At 63.9% G+C, this 14,480-nt stretch carries 18 protein-coding genes; 4 read left to right on the forward strand and 14 right to left on the reverse strand.

Annotated elements, in window-relative coordinates:
• Positions 1 to 56 precede the first annotated feature (56 nt).
• From AC1DVW_RS07155 to AC1DVW_RS07165, 3 genes are read left to right on the forward strand one after another with little or no spacing between them, the layout of a single operon-like run.
• Positions 57 to 344, forward strand: coding sequence for a PqqD family protein (locus AC1DVW_RS07155; RefSeq protein WP_477241212.1), 288 nt, complete (start codon positions 57 to 59; stop codon positions 342 to 344).
• Entirely contained in the window at positions 344 to 778 is a 435-nt protein-coding gene (locus AC1DVW_RS07160) for a lasso peptide biosynthesis B2 protein (RefSeq protein ID WP_477275713.1), read from the forward strand. Before AC1DVW_RS07155 ends, AC1DVW_RS07160 begins: the two co-directional genes overlap by 1 nt.
• Positions 775 to 1,761: a serine kinase gene (locus AC1DVW_RS07165; RefSeq protein ID WP_477322093.1), complete on the forward strand. Its 987-nt coding sequence runs from the start codon at positions 775 to 777 to the stop codon at positions 1,759 to 1,761. The genes AC1DVW_RS07160 and AC1DVW_RS07165 overlap by 4 nt, the downstream gene beginning before the upstream one ends.
• 48 nt (positions 1,762 to 1,809) lie before the next feature.
• Here the strand turns inward: AC1DVW_RS07165 and AC1DVW_RS07170 are convergent, their stop codons facing one another.
• Both AC1DVW_RS07170 and AC1DVW_RS07175 read right to left on the reverse strand, forming a co-directional pair.
• Positions 1,810 to 2,757: a formyltransferase family protein gene (locus tag AC1DVW_RS07170; RefSeq protein WP_477322095.1), complete on the reverse strand. Its 948-nt coding sequence runs from the start codon at positions 2,755 to 2,757 to the stop codon at positions 1,810 to 1,812.
• On the reverse strand, positions 2,754 to 3,776 hold the full coding sequence (locus tag AC1DVW_RS07175; RefSeq protein ID WP_477322097.1) for a nucleotidyltransferase family protein: 1,023 nt from the start codon (positions 3,774 to 3,776) through the stop codon (positions 2,754 to 2,756). The genes AC1DVW_RS07170 and AC1DVW_RS07175 overlap by 4 nt, the downstream gene beginning before the upstream one ends.
• Before the next feature lie 136 nt (positions 3,777 to 3,912).
• Here AC1DVW_RS07175 and AC1DVW_RS07180 point away from each other — a divergent pair, with 136 nt between their 5' ends.
• Complete coding sequence (locus AC1DVW_RS07180) at positions 3,913 to 4,008, forward strand: putative RiPP precursor (RefSeq protein WP_477322099.1); 96 nt, start codon at positions 3,913 to 3,915, stop codon at positions 4,006 to 4,008.
• Between the two features lie 41 nt (positions 4,009 to 4,049).
• On the opposite strand, the gene dhaK is transcribed toward AC1DVW_RS07180, so the two are convergent.
• From dhaK to AC1DVW_RS07240, 12 genes are all read right to left on the reverse strand, one after another.
• Entirely contained in the window at positions 4,050 to 5,036 is a 987-nt protein-coding gene (gene dhaK, locus AC1DVW_RS07185) for a dihydroxyacetone kinase subunit DhaK (protein ID WP_477322101.1), read from the reverse strand.
• A gap of 33 nt (positions 5,037 to 5,069) precedes the next feature.
• Entirely contained in the window at positions 5,070 to 5,495 is a 426-nt protein-coding gene (locus AC1DVW_RS07190; protein ID WP_477241222.1) for a hypothetical protein, read from the reverse strand.
• Positions 5,496 to 5,503: 8 nt separating this feature from the next.
• Positions 5,504 to 7,090, reverse strand: coding sequence for a phosphoenolpyruvate--protein phosphotransferase (ptsP, locus tag AC1DVW_RS07195; protein ID WP_477322103.1), 1,587 nt, complete (start codon positions 7,088 to 7,090; stop codon positions 5,504 to 5,506).
• Positions 7,074 to 7,376, reverse strand: a complete 303-nt coding sequence (locus tag AC1DVW_RS07200; RefSeq protein ID WP_477322105.1) for an HPr family phosphocarrier protein — start codon at positions 7,374 to 7,376, stop codon at positions 7,074 to 7,076. The genes ptsP and AC1DVW_RS07200 overlap by 17 nt, the downstream gene beginning before the upstream one ends.
• 21 nt (positions 7,377 to 7,397) lie before the next feature.
• Positions 7,398 to 7,787, reverse strand: a complete 390-nt coding sequence (dhaM, locus tag AC1DVW_RS07205) for a dihydroxyacetone kinase phosphoryl donor subunit DhaM (protein WP_477241227.1) — start codon at positions 7,785 to 7,787, stop codon at positions 7,398 to 7,400.
• Positions 7,784 to 8,383, reverse strand: coding sequence for a dihydroxyacetone kinase subunit DhaL (gene dhaL, locus AC1DVW_RS07210; RefSeq protein ID WP_477322107.1), 600 nt, complete (start codon positions 8,381 to 8,383; stop codon positions 7,784 to 7,786). The genes dhaM and dhaL overlap by 4 nt, the downstream gene beginning before the upstream one ends.
• A gap of 78 nt (positions 8,384 to 8,461) precedes the next feature.
• Positions 8,462 to 10,105 carry a dihydroxyacetone kinase subunit DhaK gene (locus AC1DVW_RS07215; protein ID WP_477322109.1) on the reverse strand — a complete coding sequence of 548 codons (1,644 nt, stop codon included), beginning with the start codon at positions 10,103 to 10,105 and terminating at the stop codon, positions 8,462 to 8,464.
• 69 nt (positions 10,106 to 10,174) lie between these two features.
• Positions 10,175 to 11,188, reverse strand: coding sequence for an ABC transporter ATP-binding protein (locus tag AC1DVW_RS07220; protein ID WP_477322111.1), 1,014 nt, complete (start codon positions 11,186 to 11,188; stop codon positions 10,175 to 10,177).
• A complete protein-coding gene (locus AC1DVW_RS07225; RefSeq protein ID WP_477241235.1) occupies positions 11,181 to 12,293 on the reverse strand; it encodes an ABC transporter ATP-binding protein in 1,113 nt (370 codons plus the stop codon). Before AC1DVW_RS07225 ends, AC1DVW_RS07220 begins: the two co-directional genes overlap by 8 nt.
• A gap of 3 nt (positions 12,294 to 12,296) precedes the next feature.
• Positions 12,297 to 12,503, reverse strand: a complete 207-nt coding sequence (locus tag AC1DVW_RS07230) for a hypothetical protein (protein WP_477241236.1) — start codon at positions 12,501 to 12,503, stop codon at positions 12,297 to 12,299.
• Positions 12,500 to 13,450 carry a carbohydrate ABC transporter permease gene (locus AC1DVW_RS07235; RefSeq protein WP_477241238.1) on the reverse strand — a complete coding sequence of 317 codons (951 nt, stop codon included), beginning with the start codon at positions 13,448 to 13,450 and terminating at the stop codon, positions 12,500 to 12,502. Before AC1DVW_RS07235 ends, AC1DVW_RS07230 begins: the two co-directional genes overlap by 4 nt.
• A complete protein-coding gene (locus AC1DVW_RS07240; RefSeq protein WP_477241872.1) occupies positions 13,447 to 14,394 on the reverse strand; it encodes a carbohydrate ABC transporter permease in 948 nt (315 codons plus the stop codon). Before AC1DVW_RS07240 ends, AC1DVW_RS07235 begins: the two co-directional genes overlap by 4 nt.
• Positions 14,395 to 14,480 lie beyond the last annotated feature (86 nt).

The following is a 14,480-nucleotide window of genomic DNA, read 5'->3' on the forward strand; positions in this document are numbered from 1 at the left end:
GCGGCGTTGCCGCGCTAATTGCTCTCCAGCAAAACTTGCCTATTTGGAGCGGGTCCGTGGTCGAAATTGCATCTGAGACGGTTCTGCGGCTGGTGGACGACGCCTCGGTCCAGCATGTCGGCGACGGCGCCGTGGTGCTTCTGGCGCGCAGCGGCCAGCTCTACACCTGTAACAGCACGACCGAGGCCTTCCTCGACAAGGTGGACGGCGACCGCAGCCTCGACCAGATTGTCGCCCTGCTCGCCGACGAGTTCGAGATCGACAAGGGCACACTCGATCAGGACATGGCAGAACTGGCGGCCGAGCTTGTCTCGGAAGGTATCCTTGCCGACCCGGGCGCATGATGGCGGACGGTCCTTTGTTGCGCGCGCTGTTTCGCGGTCATTTGTGGGCAAGCGCCCGGCTGATGCCGGTCCTGATCGGCCACCGCAATTTCGAAGCCGTGCTCAAATGGGCGCCGCTCTCCTCGTCGACACCCTATCGCGGTCTACCGTCCGCCTACATCGTCGCCAGCGTCAACCGTACGGTCCGGCATCCATGGCTGATGCGCGACCGCCGGTGCCTGCGGGAAGGCTTGCTTGCGCATCGCTTCCTGCGCTTTGCCGGCTTCGATCCGGATTTGCGCTTCGGCGTTGATCCGAAGTCGATGCATGCACCGCGCATTGCGGCGCATTGCTGGGTCTGCCTCGACGGCCGGCCGGTGGTCAGCGACAGCCTTCCCGGCATGGTGGAAATCTATCGCCACCATGCCGACGCCGGAAAGGCGCACGCCGCTTGACCAGACCCGCCGCCTCAGGCCGCTATGCCCTCAACGGACAGGTCATCGGCATCACCGCCGAAAGCCCCGATCTTTGGCGGGATTTCGACAAAATGGTTGCCAGCCTGCGCGTCAGCGAAACGGCCGAGCCGAGCTTTCGCATAGATATCGTCGAGACAGAATCCTTGCCGGAATCGCCGGATGGCTCGCTCGCTTTCGATGGCGAGGTGCCCGAGGACGGTCATTGCCGGATGATCGACAATGGCGCCGTCATCCATCTGATTTTCCCCGGCAGCCAGACATGCTCGATCCATGCCGGCGAAGGCTGGGCCAGGATCCACGTCCGCCCGGATACGAAGATCGTCTGGACGCTGTGGATGCTGGTGCTCGATGCCGCACTCGATGCCGGCGGCCAGCATATGCTGCACACCGCAGGGCTGACGCTGCCAGGCAGCGATGCTCTTGTGCTGATCCATGCGCCGAGCGGCACCGGCAAAAGCACGACGTCGCTGGCACTGGCCTCGCAAGGGTTCGGCCTCTGTTCGGACGATGCCATGGTCCTCAGCCTCGCTTCGGGCAAGGCTCTCGCCTGGGGCCTGCCGCGGGCTGCCAAGATCCATCGCAAAACCGCCGAGATGATCCCGCTCGTCCAGCCATGTCTCGGCCTCTCCTGGGATCGCAATGGCGAGCAGGCCGTCTCGCTCGAACGCCTGCGCGAGATCATACGCGTCGAGGACACGGGGCCCAGGCCGGTCGCGGCACTCTTCCATCTCGCCCGCTCGGCCGATGGCCAGAACCGGCTGGTCGCCATGGCCAAAACCGACGCAATGGTGGCGCTGGCCGCAGACAATGTCAGGACTGGCATGACCGGCCTGTTGCCGCTACAGAAGCGCCGGATGGCGACGATCACCAAATTGGTTCTGGCCGTTCCAACCTTTACGCTGCAAGTGGGGGCCATGCCGGCCGACGCCGCGCCGCTGATCCGCGCGGCATTGGCGGAATAGCGCTAAGCGGTCTCAATCTTCTCTGCACCGCTCTTCGAAGGGTCAGCGTCAGGTGCGAAGCCGGCTCACTATGCGCTGCGATTGCACCAGCAATTTGGAGAAACCATTGTAGACGAGGTGGGCAAAGCGGCCGTCGGCGCAATCGAATTCGACCCATCCCCAGTGTCTGACTGGCGCCTCGCCCGTCGCCGGCCCAAGCCGACGGATCGGCTGCGCCAGCCGCACCAGCCTGCCATTCACCAGCACGTGGATGGCAACATTGCGTCCGGCAACACGCCACACGCGCGCGATATGGTCGCTCGACCATTTGTTGTCGATGACGAGCGGCGCGCGGGCGAGTTGCGCCCAGGTGAAATCCCCCGTCGGCTGCGGCTTGCCGATCAGCGCGCCCGTGCAATGTTCAGGCGCGAACTTCGTCACCAGCGTCCTCATTGCGCTCGCCAGTGCCCGCGAAACAGTTGCCGCGGAACTCCAATCCTCGCTGGAAAAGGCAATCTGGGCCAGGATGTCGCCTTCGTCGAAGCTTGACGTCATCTTGTGCAGCGTCACGCCGCCATGGGTTTTATGCTGCCCGTCGATGATGAGCCGGTGGATCGGATGCGGCCCCTTGTAATGCGGCAGCAGCGCCGGATGCAGGTTCAGGCCGCCCTTGGAAAACAGGTTCAGCACAGTATCCGGTATGAGGGCGCTGAAGCCGAAGCAGACAAGAACGTCGGCCCCGACACCGGCAAGTTGCCAGGCAAGCGCGTCCCAGTCATGCGGCCGGCCGAACTCAATCAACTGGACTTGTGTGCCGCCGAGATTGCTCCTGAGCGCAAGCTTGCGTCTCAGGCGCCGCCGCCAGGTGCCAACGCTGAAGCGCTTGTTCCGGCGCGGCGCAGGCACAATGATGGCGGCGATGCGATGGCCTTTCTCCACCCAACCGGCCAGCATTGGTCCGGTGACGGCTGTGATTTCGAGAATGAAAACCGCCGAAATCGGCTTGTCCGGGCTCATGCAAAGTGCGGCTTGGCTTTGGCAAGTCTCTGGATCCAGCGAAAGGCGTCGCGGCGCAGGCGCGAGCGCATCTTGTCCCTGGAATTGACGCCAAGCAGCGTATCCCGGGTGATCAGCCGCCTGGCGAGCCGGATACCCAGATCGGGCTTGATCCGATCGGCAATGTCGAGTGCACGTCTTTCATCGAACAGCCGGCCGGTGACGTTGAGCACGGTTGCCAGTTCGAGCTCGATGCCGGTCATCCGCGCTGCCTCGAGCAGGCTCGCTTCCGCGTCCGGCGATCGCAGGGCACGCACGCCCTGCAGCACGTCGACACACAGCTGCAGCCGGTGGAATTTGTGCCCGCCGGCGGCATGCACGATGGCGATGGTCAGCATGGCGGCCGGCGTGTCGGTTGCCTCGCCGTCGATCACGCGCAATTCCTTGAAACCCAGCGACAATCGCCGCCGCATGCCGGAATCATGCACCAGATTGCCATGCAGCTCGATCATCAGGCTCGAATTCTCCTTCTCGAGCCATTTGAACTCCTGCAGGTCGTTGGATTCTGCTTCGTCGCTGCCAAGCTCGAAACCGCATGCCGCAATCACCCGGTTGGCGTCGGGCAGATGCGCCGGGTCGACGAGGATGTCGATGTCGGTGAAGGGCCTGTCGGCGACGTGCCTGTACAGCGTCCGTGCAAAGACCGGGCCCTTGACGATGCGTGCCGCAATGCCACCTGCGGCGAGCGCCTTCATGATGCGGTCGCCATGATATTGCAACAGCATCGACTGGCCGGTGACCAGCGTCGATTTCTGGCGCAGGTCGGACAGCGTCTCCAACAATCCGGCGCCCTGCGGCAGATGCGCGTCGCCACGCTCCTGCAGCTTGCGCAGCATGATCGGCAGGATGCCGTGGAATTCGGCATTGGCGAGCAGCGCCGACAGAGTTTTTGCCGCGGGATCACCTCCGGCCAACGGCGCCTCGGGGTCCGCATAGTTCAGCAGCAGCTTTTCTTCGGCAGGCGTAAGTGGTGGCAGCATGAACCCGGGCAGCGGTACGAATTACGGGGATTATCGGAAAGATGGTCGCAGAAAAGCACGACGGAAGCCAGTGCGCCTGAGTTGACTTTGACAGGCCCATTCTTACACTCTTCGTTGCAAATCAAGGGACATTGATATGAGCAAGAAGAAATATGAGGCGCCCATCCTGCGCAAAGCCGGAAAATTGTCCGGCGTTACAGCGGGTGGCGGTCCGTCGGGCCCCGCAGGCTAGTAGGTTCGGAAGGGCGTTCGGCCAGCGTCGCGGCGCTGCCGTTACATGCCCCAGCGCAATGCTGCCGTACGCACGGGAGCATCCCATAATGCGGTCGTCTCCGCGTCGAGCATGGTCAGCGTGATCGAGCAGCCGGCCATGTCGAGCGACGTCACATAGGACCCGACCAGTGAACGGGTGACCTGAACACCGTGCGTCTCGAAGATTTTGCGGGCGCTGTTGTACATCAGGTAAAGTTCCATCAGCGGCGTGCCGCCGAAGCCGTTGACGAACAGCAGCGCCGGGCCCTTCGCAGCATTGCCGAGATCACCCAGGATCGCGGCACAGATTTCTTCGGCGATGGCGTCGGCGCTCTTCAATGTGTCGCGCCGGCGGCCCGGCTCGCCATGGATGCCGACGCCGAACTCCATTTCGCCGTCACCGATGGCGAAAGTCGGCTTGCCCGCCGCCGGCACCGTGCAGCTGGTCAGCGCCACGCCCATCGAGCGGGTAGCAGCGTTGACGCGCTCGCCCAGCGCCTTCAAGGGCTCCAGCGCCATGCCTTGCTCGGCCGCGGCGCCGACGATCTTCTCGACCACCAGCGTGCCGGCGACGCCGCGCCGGCCGGTGGTATAGGACGAGTTCTCGACCGCGACATCGTCATTGGTGACGATTTGCAGAATGCCCTCCGACATTTCGGCGGCCATCTCGAAATTCATCACATCGCCTTCGTAGTTCTTGACGATGAACAGGCAGCCGGCGCCGGTGTTGACGGCCTCCGCCGCTGCCAGCATCTGGTCCGGCGTCGGCGAGGTGAACACCTGGCCGGGGCAGGCGGCGTCCAGCATGCCGTGCCCGACCAGCCCGCCATGCAGCGGCTCATGGCCCGAGCCGCCGCCCGAGATCAACGCCACCTTGCCTGGCTTCAAGTCCCTGCGGCGGACGAATTTGTGCTCGCCCCCGAGCACGAGAATATCGGCGTGGGCGGCGACGAAGCCATCGAGGCTTTCGGTCAGCACCGTCTCCACCGAATTCAGGAATTTCTTCATGGTGTCCTCCCGACACAAATGCGCATGAGACGATCAGCCGCCACCTTTGCCGGTGATGCTGGTGATCTTCTGGATGAAATCATTGACCGCCCGGTCGAGCGCGGCATTCTGCTTGTCGTCGCCGAAGTCGGGAACGATCAGCGAGACATGCCGCGTCTTTCGCAAGCCTGATGCCACCGACATCTTTCCCGGATGCGCCTGATGATAGGCGGCGAGGAAATGATCGCGCTCGGCTGGGCTGAAATGGCAGACCGAAAAGATAGCCGGCAAATGTTTGGACGGGATTGGCACCGAATAGGTCGGGCTGGAAATTTGGGTGACGAAGCTGCGGTGTTTTCCCAGCGCATCGGCAAGGCGCTGGCGCATGCCGGACGGGCGTTGGTCGATGACCTGCGACAGGATCGTCTTGTAGGCGCGGATCGCCGCTTCGGAACCGGGTTCGGGGATTTTTTCGACCATGCCGGCGCCTAGATCGCGGCGTCCGCGATGGCCGCCTTGGCCATGGCGAGCTGTGCGGGCACGACGGAGAGATCACGCAGGCCGGCTTCGAGCAGCACCGGTATCGACGCCGGATCGCCGCCGGCATCACCGCACAGGCTGACCGGAACTCCGTGCGAGCTCCCGAACGCGGCGACTGAAGCGATCAGCCGAAGCACGGCCGGATGCCGGACCGAATTCAGATGCGCGACCGCGGCATTGTCGCGGGCAGCCGCCATCACATATTGGGTCAAGTCGTTGGAGCCGATCGAGAAGAAGGCAACATCGGCAAACGCCTCCGGCGCGATAGCCACCGACGGCACTTCCACCATGATGCCGAGTGGCGGCATCTTTTGCGCGATACCGCGCGCGGCGAGCCCGGCCTGCTCTTCCGCGAAAAGCGCGGCGGCACGCGCATATTCGTCAGCAATGGTGATCATCGGGAACATCACCTTCAGATTGCCGTGGACGGCGGCGCGCAGCAATGCCCGGATCTGCACCCGAAAGATCTCCGGCCGCGCCAGCGACAGCCTGATGCCGCGCAAACCGAGGAACGGATTGGTCTCCTCCACCGTGAAACCGGGCACCGGCTTGTCACCGCCGGCATCGACGGTGCGGATGGTCGCTGGCTTGTCGCCGGCCCATTCCAGCACTTTGCGATAGGCGCGATATTGCGTTTCCTCGTCCGGCAGCGTTTTGCCGAACAGGAATTCGGTGCGCATCAGCCCGACACCGTCGCAGGTCGAAATGTCGATGCCGTCGACATCGGACGGATCGGCGATGTTGACCTGCACCCGCACCGCTGTGCCGGCTTTCGTCACTGCCGGCTTTGCCAGATAAGTCTCCGCTTGGTCGCGGCGCGCGGCGAAGGACGACGACGAGCGGCGGAACGCCTCGATCTCGGCCTTGGACGGCGAAAGCAGGATGCCACCATGCTCGGCATCGAGCAGGGCTATCCCCGCAAGATGAGCCGGCGAAGCACCGAGCCCCACAACCATCGGCACGCCGCGCGATCGCGCCAGCATGGCGACATGGCTGGCCGTGCTGCCGGCCTTCAATGCAATGCCGCCGCCGGTGCTCCAGTCGGTTTCGAGGAAGCGCGTCGGCGCAATGTCGTCGCCGTAGAAGATGGCGCCGGCAGGTGCTGCAATGTCGCCGTCCTCGGTCAGCGCGCGCAGCACCTGGTCCCTGATGTCGCGCATGTCGGCGGCGCGGGCCCGGAAATAGTCCTGGTCCGACGTTTCATAGCCGGCGATTTCGGCGTCGAGCGCCCGGCGCCAGGCCGAATCGGCAGCTGTGCCCTCGGCAATGTGCGAAAAGGCCGGACCGGTCAGCGCGTCGTCTTCGAGCATGGCGAGCTGGAATTCGAGTATGTCGGCGGCATCGCCTTCGCTCGCCTCGATCAGCGCCGTAAGCCGCCCAGTCGAAACGCCGATCGCCGTCTCGAGTGCGGCCTTTTCTTCCGCCGCGGTCGCCTTGCCGGCGTAGGGCGCGGTGGCTCGGTCGAGATCGAATAAAGGCCCTTCGGCATAGCCGGCCGAGGCCGAAATGCCATGCAGCCTAAGCGGTCCGGACATGGTCCGCACCTTCGTCGAAATCGCGCCGCACCAGTTCGACCAGTGCATCGACCGCCTCGCCGGCGCCGTCCCCCTTGGCCCTGATATACAGCATGGTGCCCTTTGGCGCCTTGGCCGCCATCACCTTGACGATACTCTTGGCATCGAACCACGGTCCGTTGGCGGCGAGCGCCACTTCGACTTCGGCCGCAAACGTCTTGGCGAGCTTGGTGAACTTCACCGAAGGGCGCGCGTGCAGACCCACCTCGTGGGTGATCAGGACGGTGGCTTCGGCAGATGCGGACATGCTGTCAAAAATTCCTGTTCATCACGACGGCGACAATTCATGCGCCGTCGCCACCACTTCCCTGAGCGAGGCGCCACCGGAGGACTCCGTCGCCGCCATCACCGCGCCCTCGACGATCGGCGCATTGCAGACGATGATCTTCTGCGCGCGCGGCTCGCCGATCATCTCGACCGCCATCTCCGAATTGGTCTCGGCGCCGCCGAGATCGACGAGGATGGCGACACCCGCTTCCGACCAGGCCTTGTCGATGGCGCCCATGATCGCCTCGACACTGGTTCCCAGCCCGCCATGGCCGTTTCCGCCGCACCATGCAAGCGGCACTTCGTCGCCGACCATCTGGCGCACCATGTCCGCCGTGCCTTCGGCGACCAGCGGTGAATGCGATACGATGACGATGCCGACATTGCTCATGCGTGCTCCTCGAAGCTTTCAGCGACAGCCCGCACCAGCAGCGCTGTCGAGCGCCCGCCGGCGTCCATGTGACCGATCGAGCGGTCGCCGAGAAACGAGGCGCGCCCGCGCAAGGCCTTCATCGGCACGGTGGCCTCGGCGGCTCGATCGGCGATGTCGGTGATCTCGGCTGCCGTCTTTCCCTGCAGCAGCGCCTCATGCACCGGTTGCAACACGTCGAGCATGGTCTTTTGCCCGACCTGCGATTTGCCCCTGGCCGCCACCGCCTCGATTGCCTTGCCGAAGGCAGCCGTCAAATTGGCGCGATCCGGCCCTGCCGAAATCTCCTTGCCGAGCGCCATGAACAGCGTTCCGAACAAGGGCCCCGAGGCGCCGCCGACGGTCATCACCAGCTTGGTGCCGATCGCCTTCAGCGCGTCCGGTAATGGTTTTGCCGCGAACGCGTCGGCCTCGGCCCGCAGCGCCTCGAAGCCGCGCTTCATGTTCAGCCCGTGGTCGCCATCGCCGATCGCCTGGTCGAGCGCGGTCAGTTCGTCGGCATGCGCCGCGATCGTGTCCGCCGCGGCGACAACCAGCCTGGAAAGGTCCAATGTCATGTCACCTGCACTCTTGGTTCCTGCGCTTTCGGCAGCGTGGGAAGGTGCCATTTCCAACGATCCAAGCATAGTCCCCCGTCAGGCCGCTTCGTGCAGCGCGGACACGGCCGCGAAGACTTCGGCCACGGCACAGGCGCCGGGGTCGACAACACCGTAAAGCTGGCTGCCGATATAGGCCGACCGCCCGGCCTTTGCCTTGCGCATGGCGGCCGTGGCCTCGGCGCCCTGGCGAGCCGCCGAGGCAGCGTCTTCCAGGCCACCGGCGTCGAGTGCTTTGAGGGCAGGCTCCAGCGCATCGATCATGGTGCGGTCGCCAAGCTTTGCGCCACCGTAGAAGGACATCCGCCCTAGCCCGGCGAGCAGCGCCTTGGGAAGGCTTGCGCCAAAACCCAAGGTCTGCGCCGCCGCCGTGAAGAAGATCGACAGCAGCACCCCGCTGGAGCCGCCCATGGACGCGCTCAATGTATCGCCGATCGCGGCGAGCGTGGCGGCAGGGTCGGCCAGCGGCAGCGTGTCGAGCTTCTCAAGGACGCTGCGCGCGCCGGTCGCCACCGTCGAGCCGGTGTCGCCGTCGCCCGCCTTGGCGTCCAATGCGTTCAGTGTCTCTTCGAGTGCGATCAGCCTTTCGCAGATCGCCACGACGAGGCGTTTTGTGCGGGCATCCGCGCTGGCCGTTTTTGTCCCGCCTTGATGGGCCGGCGTTGCAGCCGGCACCACCATCAGAGGGAGGACAGGCTTTGCTGGCATCCAGGCATGCGGACCGACAGGCGCGCGCAAGGCGGCTTCGCGCGCCGCATCGAGCCGGATCAGCGACAAAGAGAAGCCGTTCATGTTAAGCGCTGTCATTAGCGGCCCGGGCCCGATCGTCAGCGTCACGGTCCGGGCCAGCGGCGACACCAGCACCGCGTTGGCGAGCAGCGACATTTCCAGCGGCGGCACGGCGCCGAGATTGTTGATCAGCAAGGCATAGTCGCTGGCCGGATCAAGGCGCGCGGCGAGGCGCTCCAGCATGATGGCGACCAGCCTGTCGGCGCTTTGCACGGCGATCCGCTCCACACCCGGCTCGCCATGAATGCCGAGGCCGAGTTCGCCGTCATTGTCGCCAAATCTTTCTTCATGCGGCTGGCCGGGGATCGAGCAGGACGACAGCGAAAGGCCAAGGGAAACGATGTCTGCCGCCGCAGAACGCGCTGCCGCGGCAATGGCCGCGAGTTCTTGGCCGGTCTCTGAGAGATAGCCTGCGATCTTGTGCACGAACAAGGTACCGGCAACACCGCGCGGCTGGGCAATGTCGGGCAAGGCTATGTCGTCGGCTACGATCACCATCTCGACCCGAAGTCCCTCGGCGCGCGCTTTCTCGGCCGCCAGTCCGAAGTTGAGCCGATCTCCCGTATAGTTCTTGACGATCAGCAGGCAGCCGGCTGGACCGGTGACCGCGCGAATGGCCGCCAGCACCGCTGCCACGCTCGGCGAGGCAAAGATTTCGCCCGAAACCGCCGCCGTCAGCATGCCCTTGCCGACGAAGCCGGCATGTGACGGTTCGTGCCCGGCGCCGCCGCCGGAGACGACGCTGACCTTCGACTTGTCCCAGTCGGCGCGCAGCACGACCTTGATTTCGGGATAGCCATCCAGGCGGGCAAGGTCACCGGCGCCGATCGTGCCGAGAAAGCCGTCCAGCGCCTCGGTGACGATCGTTTCCTTGCGATTGAAAAAATGCTTCATCGAATTCGTCCAGTCCCGCAATCATCAGTCAGAATCCGGCATTGCCCCCGGGCAACACCCGCAAACCAATCACATCAGCCGTTGCCCATCCGCACCGAAATACAGCGGCGAGCGGTAGCGGATCATCACCTTGTCGCCTTGCGCCAGATCCGTATCGGGATCGGTCAGCGTCACCAGCTTCTTCGCCCCCACCGTCACATGCAGGTGGTTCTGGTCGCCCAGATGCTCGACCCAGTTGACGACGCCATCAGAATGGCCGTTCGTCGCCTTCTCGATCGACAGATGTTCGGTGCGCGCGCCGATCGTCTTGGTTCCGGCCGGCGTGCCACCATCCGGCAGCAGGCCCGTCGGCAGCAGATTGATCGCCGGCTGGCCGAGCCGTGCGGCGACATGAAGGTTTGCCGGCTCCGAATAGATATTTCGCGGCGTGCCGATCTGCACCAGCACGCCCTCATTGAGGATACCGATGCGGTCGGCCATCGTCATCGCTTCGATCTGGTCGTGCGTGACATAGAGCATGGTGGCGCCAAGCTCGGTCTGGATGCGCTTCAGTTCGAGCCTGAGATCGGCGCGCAGCTTGGCGTCGAGCGACGACAGCGGCTCGTCCATCAGATAGATCGACGGCTTGCGCACCAGCGCGCGGCCGATGGCGACGCGCTGCATCTCGCCGCCCGACAGTTTGGTCGAGCGGTTGCCGAGCTTGTGGTGGATGCGCACCATCTTGGCGACATCCTCGACACGGCGGCGGATCTGCTCCTCCGGCATTTTTCGCGCTGGCGAGCGCAGCGGAAAGGCGAGGTTGTCGAACACCGAGAGGTGCGGATAGAGCGAATATTGCTGGAACACGAAAGCGGTGTCGCGTTCGGCCGGCGACAGCGTCGTGGCATTGTGGCCGCCGATATGGATGGTGCCGCCGTCCGGCCGTTCCAGCCCGGCGATCAGCCGCAGCGTCGTCGTTTTGCCGGCGCCTGTCGGTCCGAGCAGCACGACGAATTCGCCATCGGCGATGTGCAGGTCGAGATTGTCCACGGCGACCTGCTCGCCAAAGCTTTTGCTCACGCTTCTGATGTGCACGTCAGCCATGCTGCGCTCTCCCTTGAGAGGCTGAATCATGGATCGCGGTGCGCACCGCGCGGCCGGATCCTTTCTCGAACAGTGACAGCCGCGCGCTGCTCAGCGTCAGGCCGACATGATCGCCCGCGGCGAGCCGGATTTCGGCCGGCACCCGTGCCTTGATGATGCCGTCTGCCGTTTCCACCGCGACGATCTGCGTGGTGCCGAGATATTCGGTGCCGTAGATGGCGCCGCGCAGTTTCGAGGCGTCGTCGAAGCGGATGTGTTCGGGCCTGATGCCAAGCGCCATGTCGCTAGGTGCGATATCCTCGCGCACCTCTGGCACCGCCACTTTGGCGCCCTGGACGACGACCTCCGTGGCGCCCTTGGCCAATCCGCCGCCGAAGCCCAAAAAATTCATCGGCGGCGAGCCGATGAAGTCGGCGACGAACATGGTTGCGGGACGGTCGTAGATCTCACGCGGCGTGCCGAACTGCTCGATGACGCCGTGGTTCATCACCGCGATCTTGTCGGCCATCGACATCGCTTCCATCTGGTCATGGGTGACGTAGACCGTGGTGGCGTGGATGCGATTGTGCAGCTCGCGCAGCTCATGCACCATCAAATCGCGGAATTCGGTGTCGAGCGTGCCGAGCGGCTCGTCCATCAGGAAGCATTTTGGCCGCCGCACGATGGCTCGTCCGAGCGCCACGCGCTGGCGATCGCCACCGGCAAGGCCGGAGACGGACTTGTTGAGCAGATGGTCGATGCGCAACAGTTTTGCTGTCTCCTCGACCCGTTGGCGGATTTCGGCCGACGGCATGCCTTGCGCCAGCAGCGGAAAGCCGATGTTCTTGCGCACATTCATGTGCGGATAGAGCGCAAACAGCTGGAACACGAAGGCGATGTCGCGCTCGCGGGCCCGCAGCATGGTGACGTCGTCGCCGCCAAGCAGGATCTCGCCGCCGGTCGGCAGTTCGAGCCCGGCGATCATCCTGAGCGTCGTCGTCTTGCCGCAGCCCGACGGCCCCAGCATGACAAAGAACTCGCCATCCTCGACGACGAAGTTGGAGTCCTGCACGGCGACGAAATCGCCGAAGGCTTTTCTCAGATGCTGAACCCTGATCTCAGCCATCGTCTACTCCGGGAACTTCGATACGATGATGAACATCACGGTGCCGGCGAGCATGGTGATGAAGGAATAGGTGTAGAGCGACAGCGCGAAGGGCTGGAACAGCATCAGGAAACCGATGGCGATCAGCGCCGTCGCAATGTTTTCCATGAGGCCGCGCCTGGCCCACACCGGCCAGCGCGATTTGCGTTTTACGGGCTTGATCATTGTCATTTGCGCACCGCGCCGAAGGTGATGCCGCGCAGCAGCTGTTTGCGCAACAGGATGGTGAAGACCAGGATCGGCACCAGGAAGATCGTCGTACCGGCCGCCACCGCCGGCCAGTCCTGGCCGCCTTCGCCGATGATGGTCGGGATGAAGGGCGGCGCTGTCTGTGCGGTGCCGGAGGTGAGCAGCGCGGCGAAGGCATATTCGTTCCAGGCAAAGATCAGGCAGAAGATGGCGGTTGCGGCAATGCCGGTTGTCGCCTGCGGCAAAACGGTGCGCCAGAAGGCCTGCAGCCGCGTGTAGCCGTCGATCATCGCCGCCTCTTCATATTCGCGCGGGATTTCGTCGATGAAGCCTTTCAGCAGCCACACCGCCAGCGACACGTTGACCGCCGTGTAGAGCAGGATCATGCCGAGTGCCGTGTCCGACAGGCCGAGCTCGCGGTACATCAGATAGATCGGGATGGCGACCGCGATCGGCGGCATGAAGCGCGTCGACAGGATGAAGAACAGAAGGTCATCGGCCAGCGGCACCTTGAAGCGCGAGAAGCCATAGGCCGACAGCGTGCCGAGAAAGACTGCGCAGAAGGTCGAGCCGAAAGCGATGATCAACGAGTTGAGGAAGCGCGGCAGGAAGTTGGACGGACCGGCGATCACCATGTTGCGCTTGCGCGTGGTCTCGTCGCAGAAACCGGTCGCCGGTCCGAGCGAGTTGATGTATTCCGGCGTCTGCCGCGTCCGCGTCGTGAACAGGTTGCAGTAGCCTTCGAGACTCGGCTGAAACAGGATTTTTGGCGGATAGGCGATCGAATCCGGCGGCGTCTTGAAGCTGGTGGCAAAGATCCACAGCAGCGGCACGATCGAGATCAGCGCGTAGGCGACGATGATGGCGCCGGCGATCCGCTTCGAATTTGCGCTAGGAGCGACGACCGAATGGGCTGATGTCAGGCTCATCTCTGCTTCACCTTGTTGAGCGCCTTGACGTAGATGTTGGCGAGGCCGAACACCGCGACGAACAGGATGATGGCGAAGGCCGAGGAATAGCCCGTGCGCCAGCTTTCGAAGGCTTGCCGCTTCAGCGTGATCGAGGCGACCTCGGTGGTCGAACCCGGCCCGCCGCCGGTGAGCAGGTTGACCATGTCGAACATCTTGAAGTTCTCGATGCCGCGAAACAGCACCGCCAGCATGATGAAGGGCAGCGCCATCGGCAGCGTGATCGACCAGAACTGCCGCCAGTTGGAGGCGCGGTCGACCTCGGCCGCCTCATAGATGTATTCGGGGATGGAGCGTAGGCCCGCGAGGCAGATCAGCATCACGTAGGGCGTCCACATCCAGGTGTCGACGATGACGATCGACCACGGCGCCAGCGATACGTTGGAGAGCATGCTGATCTCTGTCGGCGGAATGCCTGATACAAACGACACGGCGTAGGCGAACAGGCCGATCTGCGGCTCGTAGAGGAAGCGCCAGAAATTGCCGACCACCGCCGGGGAAAGCATCATCGGCACCAGGATGATGGTGGTCCAGAAGGCGTGGCCGCGGAACTTGCGGTCGATCAGCCAGGCCAGTGTGAAGCCGATTACCGTCTGCAGCAGGATGGTCCAGAAGACGAAATGCGCCGTCGTCTGCATGGCGATCCAGATGTCCTTGTCGCCAAGGATGCGCTGATAGTTGGCAAAGCCGAGGTTTTTCACCACCTCGTTGGGGCGGTTGGCGCGATAGTTGGTGAAGGACAGATAGATCGCCCAGAACAGCGGGAAGATGTTGATGGCCAGAAGCAAAAGCATCGTCGGCGAGATGAACAGCCAGGCGAGGCCCTTGTCGCTGATGCCGCGGACCTTGCGCGCCAACGGCTCCGGGGTCGCCCGGGCAACGCTGTCCGCAGTCCGATTGAGCATGGTGAGTCCTGCTTCGGTCACGTCAAGTCTCGACAATGGAATTTATCTGAACTGCGTCCCGTGCCAAGGGTGGCACGGGACGCTCG

This window comes from Mesorhizobium sp. P3_B5, assembly GCF_056402815.1.

Excerpts from the sequence above, each read along its gene's own strand:
- AC1DVW_RS07240 (WP_477241872.1), bottom strand. The coding sequence starts at position 14,394 with ATGCTCAATCGGACTGCGGACAGCGTTGCCCGGGCGACCCCGGAGCCG.
- AC1DVW_RS07215 (WP_477322109.1), bottom strand. The coding sequence starts at position 10,105 with ATGAAGCATTTTTTCAATCGCAAGGAAACGATCGTCACCGAGGCGCTG.
- AC1DVW_RS07220 (WP_477322111.1), bottom strand. The coding sequence starts at position 11,188 with ATGGCTGACGTGCACATCAGAAGCGTGAGCAAAAGCTTTGGCGAGCAG.
- dhaL (WP_477322107.1), bottom strand. The coding sequence starts at position 8,383 with ATGACATTGGACCTTTCCAGGCTGGTTGTCGCCGCGGCGGACACGATC.
- AC1DVW_RS07180 (WP_477322099.1), top strand. The coding sequence starts at position 3,913 with ATGAGCAAGAAGAAATATGAGGCGCCCATCCTGCGCAAAGCCGGAAAA.
- AC1DVW_RS07230 (WP_477241236.1), bottom strand. The coding sequence starts at position 12,503 with ATGACAATGATCAAGCCCGTAAAACGCAAATCGCGCTGGCCGGTGTGG.
- dhaM (WP_477241227.1), bottom strand. The coding sequence starts at position 7,787 with ATGAGCAATGTCGGCATCGTCATCGTATCGCATTCACCGCTGGTCGCC.
- AC1DVW_RS07190 (WP_477241222.1), bottom strand. The coding sequence starts at position 5,495 with ATGGTCGAAAAAATCCCCGAACCCGGTTCCGAAGCGGCGATCCGCGCC.
- AC1DVW_RS07235 (WP_477241238.1), bottom strand. The coding sequence starts at position 13,450 with ATGAGCCTGACATCAGCCCATTCGGTCGTCGCTCCTAGCGCAAATTCG.
- dhaK (WP_477322101.1), bottom strand. The coding sequence starts at position 5,036 with ATGAAGAAATTCCTGAATTCGGTGGAGACGGTGCTGACCGAAAGCCTC.
- ptsP (WP_477322103.1), bottom strand. The coding sequence starts at position 7,090 with ATGTCCGGACCGCTTAGGCTGCATGGCATTTCGGCCTCGGCCGGCTAT.
- AC1DVW_RS07200 (WP_477322105.1), bottom strand. The coding sequence starts at position 7,376 with ATGTCCGCATCTGCCGAAGCCACCGTCCTGATCACCCACGAGGTGGGT.
- AC1DVW_RS07225 (WP_477241235.1), bottom strand. The coding sequence starts at position 12,293 with ATGGCTGAGATCAGGGTTCAGCATCTGAGAAAAGCCTTCGGCGATTTC.
- AC1DVW_RS07175 (WP_477322097.1), bottom strand. The coding sequence starts at position 3,776 with ATGCTGCCACCACTTACGCCTGCCGAAGAAAAGCTGCTGCTGAACTAT.
- AC1DVW_RS07160 (WP_477275713.1), top strand. The coding sequence starts at position 344 with ATGGCGGACGGTCCTTTGTTGCGCGCGCTGTTTCGCGGTCATTTGTGG.
- AC1DVW_RS07170 (WP_477322095.1), bottom strand. The coding sequence starts at position 2,757 with ATGAGCCCGGACAAGCCGATTTCGGCGGTTTTCATTCTCGAAATCACA.